This window comes from Ureaplasma diversum NCTC 246 (assembly GCF_000731915.1).
Classification (GTDB): domain Bacteria; phylum Bacillota_I; class Bacilli_A; order Mycoplasmatales; family Mycoplasmoidaceae; genus Ureaplasma; species Ureaplasma diversum.
Genome location: NZ_JFDP01000018.1, coordinates 1 through 8894 on the forward strand (window position 1 = coordinate 1; position 8894 = coordinate 8894).

General features: G+C 27.7%; 7 protein-coding genes and 1 pseudogene. 1 reads left to right on the forward strand and 7 read right to left on the reverse strand.

The features are described 5' to 3' along the window. Positions 1-38: 38 nt before the first annotated feature. The 7 genes from greA to def all read right to left on the reverse strand — a co-directional run bounded on the left by greA (position 39) and on the right by def (position 8673). The gene (greA, locus tag UDIV_RS00750) at positions 39-506 is read right to left on the reverse strand and encodes a transcription elongation factor GreA (protein ID WP_038101888.1); all 468 of its coding nucleotides are present in this window, start codon (positions 504-506) and stop codon (positions 39-41) included. Positions 507-652: 146 nt separating this feature from the next. After that, positions 653-1375, reverse strand: coding sequence for a 5'-methylthioadenosine/S-adenosylhomocysteine nucleosidase (mtnN, locus tag UDIV_RS00755; protein ID WP_038101890.1), 723 nt, complete (start codon positions 1373-1375; stop codon positions 653-655). Positions 1376-1377: 2 nt separating this feature from the next. Next, a complete protein-coding gene (yqeK, locus tag UDIV_RS00760; RefSeq protein ID WP_038101892.1) occupies positions 1378-2529 on the reverse strand; it encodes a bis(5'-nucleosyl)-tetraphosphatase (symmetrical) YqeK in 1152 nt (383 codons plus the stop codon). Position 2530: 1 nt separating this feature from the next. Then, entirely contained in the window at positions 2531-3610 is a 1080-nt protein-coding gene (gene yqeH / locus UDIV_RS00765) for a ribosome biogenesis GTPase YqeH (protein WP_038101894.1), read from the reverse strand. Beyond that, positions 3600-6155, reverse strand: a complete 2556-nt coding sequence (gene parC, locus UDIV_RS00770; RefSeq protein WP_081847792.1) for a DNA topoisomerase IV subunit A — start codon at positions 6153-6155, stop codon at positions 3600-3602. Before parC ends, yqeH begins: the two co-directional genes overlap by 11 nt. After that, a complete protein-coding gene (gene parE / locus UDIV_RS00775; protein ID WP_038101897.1) occupies positions 6149-8074 on the reverse strand; it encodes a DNA topoisomerase IV subunit B in 1926 nt (641 codons plus the stop codon). Before parE ends, parC begins: the two co-directional genes overlap by 7 nt. Positions 8075-8076: 2 nt before the next feature. Next, entirely contained in the window at positions 8077-8673 is a 597-nt protein-coding gene (def, locus tag UDIV_RS00780; protein ID WP_038101900.1) for a peptide deformylase, read from the reverse strand. A 159-nt stretch (positions 8674-8832) separates the two neighbouring features. Here def and UDIV_RS04785 point away from each other — a divergent pair. Beyond that, positions 8833-8894, forward strand: a pseudogene (locus UDIV_RS04785) (peptide deformylase); the annotation flags it as partial.

Consider the following 8894-nt stretch of genomic DNA (forward strand, 5'->3'; position numbering starts at 1 on the left):
AATTTAAAGCTAGTTGTTGTCTTTTTTTATAATTATCTTTAATCGTTTAAAATTCGAATAATCTTAACTCGATAAGGAGCAACAGCATGAACTGTTACAGTTTCATTAACCTTGCTTCCTAATAAAGCTTTACCAAGTGGAGTTTCATTTGAAACCTTACCTTCAAAAGGATTAGAATCCATTGAACCAACAATTGTAACTACTTCTTTTTTATCACTTCGTAAATTAATGATTTCAACAGATGAACCTAGTGTAATTTGTCCATCAATTCGTTCAATATCTTCAATTAATTCATAGTTTTCTAGAATTGCATCAATTTCTTCTTTACGCTTACTTAGTGCAGCTTGTTCATTTTTAGCAGCATCATAATCAGCATTTTCAGATAAGTCCCCTTGTTCACGAGCATCTTGTAGTTGCTTTGTAATTTCAGGTCATTTAACTTCTAAAATGTCACGTAATTCTTCTTTTAATTCTTTTAATGCTTGACGAGATATTGTATATTTCATTATGTTTCCTTTATTAGTAAACCTTATTTACATTATTTTATTATATCATTTATGATAATAAAAAATAGTTGTTAATTAGTTTAAGATAGTTAACTTTACTATTATTAACTAGATAGATTAGTTATTAGTTTAAAATAAATAACTAATTATTTTAGATCTTTAGTAGCTACTAATAGTTTAATAACATCATTAAGATGTTGATTAAACCATTGATCAATTAATGTTAGATTCTTTTTAAAAGTATCATTGTTGTTAGGATGATAGATTTGATCTGAAATCAATTTAATACTTACTAGATCACACTTAAAGATTTCACATACATGAGCAATTGCTGCTAATTCCATATCAATAGCATCAATCTCTTTTTCTTTTAGTTGATCAATGTTATTAACATTAATAAATTGATCACAAGATCCAACTCTTGCAATCACTGTTTGTTTATCTTGTTCAGCTAATAGTTGAGTAAGTGAGTTAATATAATGATCTTTAATATTAAATAATTTAGAACGTCTTGGTATCTGGTTTTGTTCATAATTAAAAGCAACTAGATCAACATCTAAGTATTGAGTTTGTTTAACTAGTAATAAATCAAGTGGTTTTAAATTAGGATTAACTGCTCCACAACTTCCAACATTTAAAATTAATTCTACCCCAAAACACTCAGCTACTAAACTACTACAAATAGCTGCATTGACTTTTCCTACATCACAAAAAGCTAATACACAATTTATTTTTTGATCATTTCAATCTAATGTAAATAAATAAAAATCATTGTTTTTTACATTAACAACTTTTTTATTAGTTAGTTTTTTAAAATAGGTTTTGATTTCATCCTTAAGAGCAACTACTATTCCGATATCAAACTTCATCTTTATTTAACCTCTTTATTTTGTAATTGCTCATAGATTTCAATAAAAGCTTGATCAATATTTTCTAAAACTAGATTTCGGTAATGATCGATATTGTCTAAATCAATTCCTTCCATACGTGCTGGTTCAAGTTTATCAGCACAATATAATACCTTATCTAATAAACTAATTTCATTAGCACTATTATAATCAAATGGTCTAGTGTGTCTTGCTATTGCATTAATTAACTCTTGGTTTTTAAAATGGTATTTAGTTTGTAATAAGTGTGCACCATTATTAGCATGTAAAACTCTTCAAGATACAAAATCATTGATTTTAAGTTCTTTTTGATGTTGTTTAAAATAAGCTAATGTTTTAGGTTCAGAACATTTTTTTAAAATATCATGATAAACCCCAGCACTATAAGCTAATCGAGCTTTTGATTGATCATAATGTAACATAATAAAATGAGCATATTCACCAACCCGATAACAATGCTTAATCCGGTTGATATTTTTAGATTGATCATCTAAATCACTTTCATTAATTAAATATTTCTCAAGTAAATAAATAGCATATAGTCCATTATCATTAATAAAATCAAATACTTCATCAACTAAATGATCTGGTTGGTGGACTTGTTTAATAACTGTTGATGATATATCAACATCAAAATCAATAATAGAATAATTACATTTAAGTTGATCAAGTTTAGATGCAATAGTTTCTTTATCATCCTTATTTCTTAAAAAACATAAAAAAGTAACTTTACAAACAATTGATTCAATGTCTTTTCAATCTTTAAGATTAGCTACTTGATCACTTCCAATAATAAAGTAGTAATCATTATTATTTCCATATGTACTGTAATAATAGTTAATAGTATCAATACTGTAAGCTTTACTTACTTGATTAAGTTCATAATCACAAATTTGAATAGGATATGCTAGATCTTTAATACTAGCTTTAATCATATGAACTCGATCTTCTTTAATACTTAATAATTGTTTTTTCTTAGCTACAAAATCTAGATTATAATTATCTAAGAAAAACTTAGTATTACTTGGAGTAATAATAATTTGATCATAATGATCTAAACTGATTGCTTTTTTAAGGATTGCTAAATGTCCATTATGAAACATATCAAAAGTGCCATGGAACAGTAAGTATTTCATTTTAAATAATCGCAGCAGACGCTAGCTTCACTCCTACTTTTTCATAAACTCTAATTTTGATCTTAGATGCTTTAGCATTAATAACTAATAATCCAAGTCCAGCAATATTAATATTATTCTTTTTGTTTGGATCTAAATTAAATTCATAATCTTTGAAATTAGTACAATCATCTAAATATTGGTATTTAGCTAAACTTGATCGGTTAGTTCAGTTTTTTTCAAAGTTTTCTAGTTTTGATCGTCTTATATCAAGTTCATTAGAAAGATATAAAGTAATAGTAGTTTTCTCTCCTTCTAAATACATAATCCCAACAAGTCCTGATATTAAAAGACTTTGCTTAGGTTCTAGTTGATAGTTAACAAATTTACTATCATAACTAACCATTACATATTTATTATCTTTAGGATTAATATAGTTAAGAATGTTAGCAGTAAAACTAATCCCAGGTGAATCTAAAATTGTATTCTTATTAATCATTACTTTGTTTAAATGTAATGTAGTGTTTGTAAAACTACTAACAGTTAGTGTTGGATCTTGTTTGTTTAAAGTTAATAAAGCATTAATTAAACTAGATTTACCAACATTTGATTTACCAAAGAAAATGCTTTTTTGTTTATGTTTAGTGGCATCTTCGATTTGATCATAAATTCGTTTTAAACTTGTTTTGTTCTTTGTTGAACAATATAGAATTTCAGAATGTTTAAAACCATGATTAGCTAAAATCGTTTTAACATTAGCATGAATTAAATCAGCATTATATTTTGCTGGTAATAAATCAATTTTATTGATTAAGAAAACAATTTGCTGTTCATAAGCTAATAATTCATCAATAATGGTATGTTCTAAATCTAAAATATCTAATACCATAAAGATTTTAAGATTACTAAAATCAATGTTTTGTATGATTTTAGTAACACTATGATCTAGATCAATATGAGCTAGATTATCGACTTGATTATAATTTTTTAATTTAAAACAACGAGCACAGTATTTAGTATCTTCTAATAGTTTTGGAGTATATCCTAAACTATTAGGATCATTAACTAGATAAGCTCCACACCCAATACATTTACGATTCATACTCTTTATCTCCAATCGTACTTAATAGATCAATTGTACTTTCAGTTTCTTCTTCTAAATTAACTATTTCAATTTGTGATGCAACTATAGTTGCTTTATTAATAGCTTTAGAATCAGCTAACTCACTTATAAAGTAATCATAACTAACTTGTTTAAGATCATTAAGTTCATTATTATTAATTGGTTTAGTATCAAAACTAGCAGCTTTAGGATCAACTAATGCAAAAACATTAACTGATCCGTCATTTTTAAGTAAATAAAATCCATTCCCTTTTGTTAATAAAAATGATGCTAAAACTGGTTTGATTTTTTTGTTTGATAAAAATAAATTAGACGGGGTTAAAAACCGGTGTGATAATTTTAGATCATTTAAATTAACTATTTTAAGAGCCCCATCTAAAAATAAAGCTAGATTATGATTACTATGTTCTAGTGCATAAGCACTTATTAAATAATCATTTAATTTTAGCTTACAAGCTTTAATTCCTTTAGCAGTTCGACTTAGTAAACTAACTTCATGACTACTAAAGATCATTCCAAGTCCATTAGATGTACTTATAAATACTAAGTAGTTTAAATTAGCTTTTAGTAATTGAGCACTTATTAGCTGATCATGATCAGCTAGTTTCATTACACTAATACTTTTAATTGGTTTATTAAGTTCACACTCAGCTAAATTAATCTTTTTAATAATATTATGTTTAGTAGTTAATAAAAGTTGATGACTATTAAAATCAAAGTTTTCATCTGAAATAAAAGCATAGATAACAGATTCATTACCTTCACACTTAACAAAGTTGTTTAAGTGTTCTCCAATATCTTTTCATTTTAAAATAGGTAATTTATGTGCAACTATACTGATTAATTTACCAAGTGAGGTAACTATATTAATCTTATGGTGTGAATTAATATGATTAATATAAACTAATAAATCATTAGTTTTAATACCTGCTTCATTATATTTAGAACTTTCAAAAGATTTTTTACGAACTGTTTTAATATAACCTTGGGAAGAGATTGTAATCATTAAATCTTGTTTTTCAATCATATCATCTTCATTGATTTCAATTTTACTTAATTGATCAACTAATAAGGTTTTACGAGCATATCCAAATTCTTTTTTAATGTTTTTAATTAATTCTTTTAAATATTGTTTTCTTATATTAATATCATCAATTCGTGCTTGAATAATTAAAGCATCAGCTACTAGTTGTTCATACTCAGCTTTTAGATCGTTTATATCAGTTTTAGTTAAACGATATAAACGCATCATTACAATTGCTTCTGCTTGATTAATAGTAAAATCAAAAGTAGCTACTAATTTCTCTTTAGCTTCTTGTTTACTAGAAGAGCTTCTAATTAAAGCAATGATTTGATCAATGATATCAATTGCTTTAATTAATCCTAAAACTACTTCTTTTCTTAAATTGATTTTATTTAAGTCATAGATATCAGTTTTATTGATGATATCTAATGAGTGTTTAATTTGAGCATCTAAATATTGATCTAAAGTTAATAAAACTGGTGCTCGATCAACGATTGCTATAAATCTAGTACTATAGTTGATTTGTAATAAAGTTTTTTTGTATAAATAGTTTTTGATGTTTTCTAAATTACTATCTTTTCTTATATCAATAACAACACAAACCCCTTTAGCATCTGATTCATCTCTTACTTCTAAAAGACCAGCTACTTCTTTGTTGTAGATGATTTCATCGATTTGTTTAACAATTTGTGATTTGTTAGTATCATATGGAATTGATGTAATAATTAATTGATCAATTTTAGCTAAATCAGTTTTAGTTGTAATTGATGCTCTGATCGCAAATTTCCCAGTACCAGTTTTAGCTGCATTATAACATCCATCTAAACCATGGATCTCTCCACCTGTTGGAAAATCAGGAGCTGGACAGATTTTAATTAAATCATCAATACTACAATTAGGATGAGAAATCTTATAAACTAAAGCATCACAAACTTCGTTTGGGTTATGGGGTGGAATATTAGTGGTATATCCACTTGCAATTCCAGTTGCTCCATTAATTAATAGATTAGGAAAAATAGATGGTAGAACACTTGGTTCTTTTTCACTATCATCAAAGTTGGGCATAAACTTAACAGTGTTCTTGTCAAGGTTTTGTAACATTAAATTAGCAACTTTTGAAAGACGGGCTTCTGTATAACGCATAGCAGCAGCAGCATCCCCATCAATTGATCCTTTGTTTCCGTGCATATCTAATAAACAAAGGTTGTTTTTTCAATCTTGACTCATTCGCACCATTGCTTCATAGATCGAAGAATCACCATGGGGGTGGTATTTACCAATTACCTCACCCACACTACGAGCAGATTTTTTATATGGTTTATCATAATGGATATTTAGATCATTCATTGCATATAAGATCCGTCGTTGCACTGGTTTAAGTCCATCACGCACATCTGGTAATGCTCGATCTTGGATAATGTATTTTGCATACTTACCATAACTTTCACTAACCACTAAGTCTAGTGGGGTTTTTATTACTCTTTGTTTTTCCATTATGATTTATCCTCTTGTTGTAGCATTTGATCAATAACACTAAAATCAATGTTGTTATTGATTCATTCCCTTCGACTTTCTACATCCTCACCCATTAGTAAACTAATTTGTTTTTCTGCTTGTAAAATATCATCAATATTAACTTGTAATAACAAACGGTTATCTGGATCCATTGTTGTTGTATATAATTGATCTGCATTCATTTCTCCAAGCCCTTTGTATCGTTGGATCTCATAGTTTTTATGATTTGCTTTAAGTTCTTCTAATTGATCATCATCTCAAGCATAATAATGTTGTTTAGTTTGTTTATTAGTTAATTTATATAATGGGGGTAAAGCAATATAGATGTTGCCATTTTCAATTAATGGTCGCATAAAACGATAGAATAAAGTTAATAATAAAACTTGAATGTGACTACCATCAGTATCAGCATCGGTCATAATAATAACCTTATGGTATTTAAGTTTACTTAAATCAAATTCTTTACCAATTCCCGTTCCAAGGCAAGTGAAAATAGAAGCAATTTCTTCGTTTTTAAGTACATCAACAAGTCTTGTTTTTTCAACATTAATCACTTTTCCACGAAGGGGTAAAATTGCTTGGTATTTTTTATTTCGTCCTAATTTAGCAGATCCACCCGCAGAATCCCCTTCAACTAAGAATAGTTCATTTGCTTTTGGATCTTTAGATTGAGCTGGAGTAAGTTTTCCACCCATTCCCCGCTCTTCTTTAATTTTTTTAGTTTTCTTAGTAGCTTCTTTAGCTTGCTTAGCAGCTAATCGAGCATCCCGACTTCTTATTGCTTTATTAACGATTTCAACTGTTTGGTTTTTGTTTTCAACAAACCAAAAACTTAAAGCTTCTTCAGAACATTTTCGTACTGCTTCATAAGCTTCAGGAGTAAATAATTTGTTTTTAGTTTGTCCTTCATAACTAATTAAACTTTCAGGGATTTTAACTGAAACAATAGCTACTAATCCCTCTCTTATATCTTCCCCTTCAAGATTTTTCTCTTTTTCTTTTAATAAGTTAAATTTTCGAGCAATATTATTAAGTGCAGCACTTAATGCATTTTTAAAAGCACTTTCATGTACTCCACCTTCAATCGTTTTAACAGCATTTGCAAATGAAACAATGATTTCATTTTCTTCTTGAGTATATTTAAGAGCTATTTCAACTTCAATTCGTTGATAGTTTTGTTTAAAATAAATAACATCACAAATTGTTTTCTTATCTTTAGTGATGAAGTTAGCAAAATCAACAAGCCCATTTGGATTGTTGAATTCATATGTTTGATTGTTAATTTTATCTTCAAAAACAATATTAAGTTCTTTAATTAAAAAAGTCGATTCTTGTAAACGATCACGAATTGTTGTTGGTGAAAAATGTAAATTTTTAAAGATTAAAGGATCTGGAAGAAAATGGATCAGAGTTCCTGTTTTTCTTGTATTCCCAATCACTTTTAAACTTTGATCAATTTTTCCCCCATTAATGAATTTAGCTTGATGGATTTGATTGTTACGATATACTTCACAAACTAATCAACTACTTAGTGCATTAACAACAGATGAACCAACCCCATGTAATCCACCTGCACTTTTATAAGTATTCTCATCAAACTTTCCACCAGCATGTAAAATAGTTAATACTGTCTCTACTCCTGATAAATTAGTAGATGGATGTTTTTCAACCGGTATCCCTCTACCATTATCTAGTATACTAACACTATAATCCTTATGTAAGGTTACTACTATATTATTTGCATACCCATTTAATACTTCATCAATTGAGTTATCTAAAATTTCTCATACTAAATGGTGTAGTCCATTACTATTAGTAGAACCAATATACATCCCAGGACGTTTACGAACAGCTTCAAGCCCTTCAAGAACTTTAATATTTGTTGCTTGATAATTATTACTCACAACTAACGTCCAATCTTGATCCAAGCTTTATCACTATATTGTGGATCATCCTTATTGATATGATCATAGTAAACTTTACCATCTAAGTGGTCTAGTTCATGTTGTAAACACATTGCAGCAAAACCACTGAATTCTTCTTCAATTTCTTTTTCTCTAATTAAATCATAAGCTTTAACTCTAACTACACTATGACGTGGTACATTCCCAGCTTTATCTGGTTCAACAGATAAGCATCCTTCACCACAAATAATGTATGCAATCTGTTCTGATTTATAAACAATTTCTGGATTAATTAATAAGTATTGATAAACTTTATCATCATTCTCAAAATGAATATAAGTAGCACGCTTAGATCAGCCAACTTGTGGAGCAGCAATAGCAACTCCTGCTCTGATCTTAAATTTCTTAGCTTTATTAAAAAAACTTGCTTCAATATAGTTAACCATTCGTTTTAAATAATAAATGTCTTCATTACTAAATTCATAAGAATCAATTGGTTTTGCAACTGCTCTAATAACTGGGTTAGTATCCATATAGATTCAAGCTTTATTTGGCTTAGCATTTGGTTTAATTAAGTCTTTAAATTTAACGTTATACATGTGCTTTTCTTTTCTTCATCTATTTTTTAATTAATTGTCTTAGTAAATTATATAAAAGAAATGATTTAAGCAAAATAATAAAGTTATTAAACAAGCTAATTAATTAAAAATTAAAGATTTTTTAATTCCATTTAATAATCATTAAAAAGTTAATAAAAAGAAATTGAAGAAGAATTCAGTGGTTTTGCTGCAATGTGTTTACAACATGAACTAGACCACTT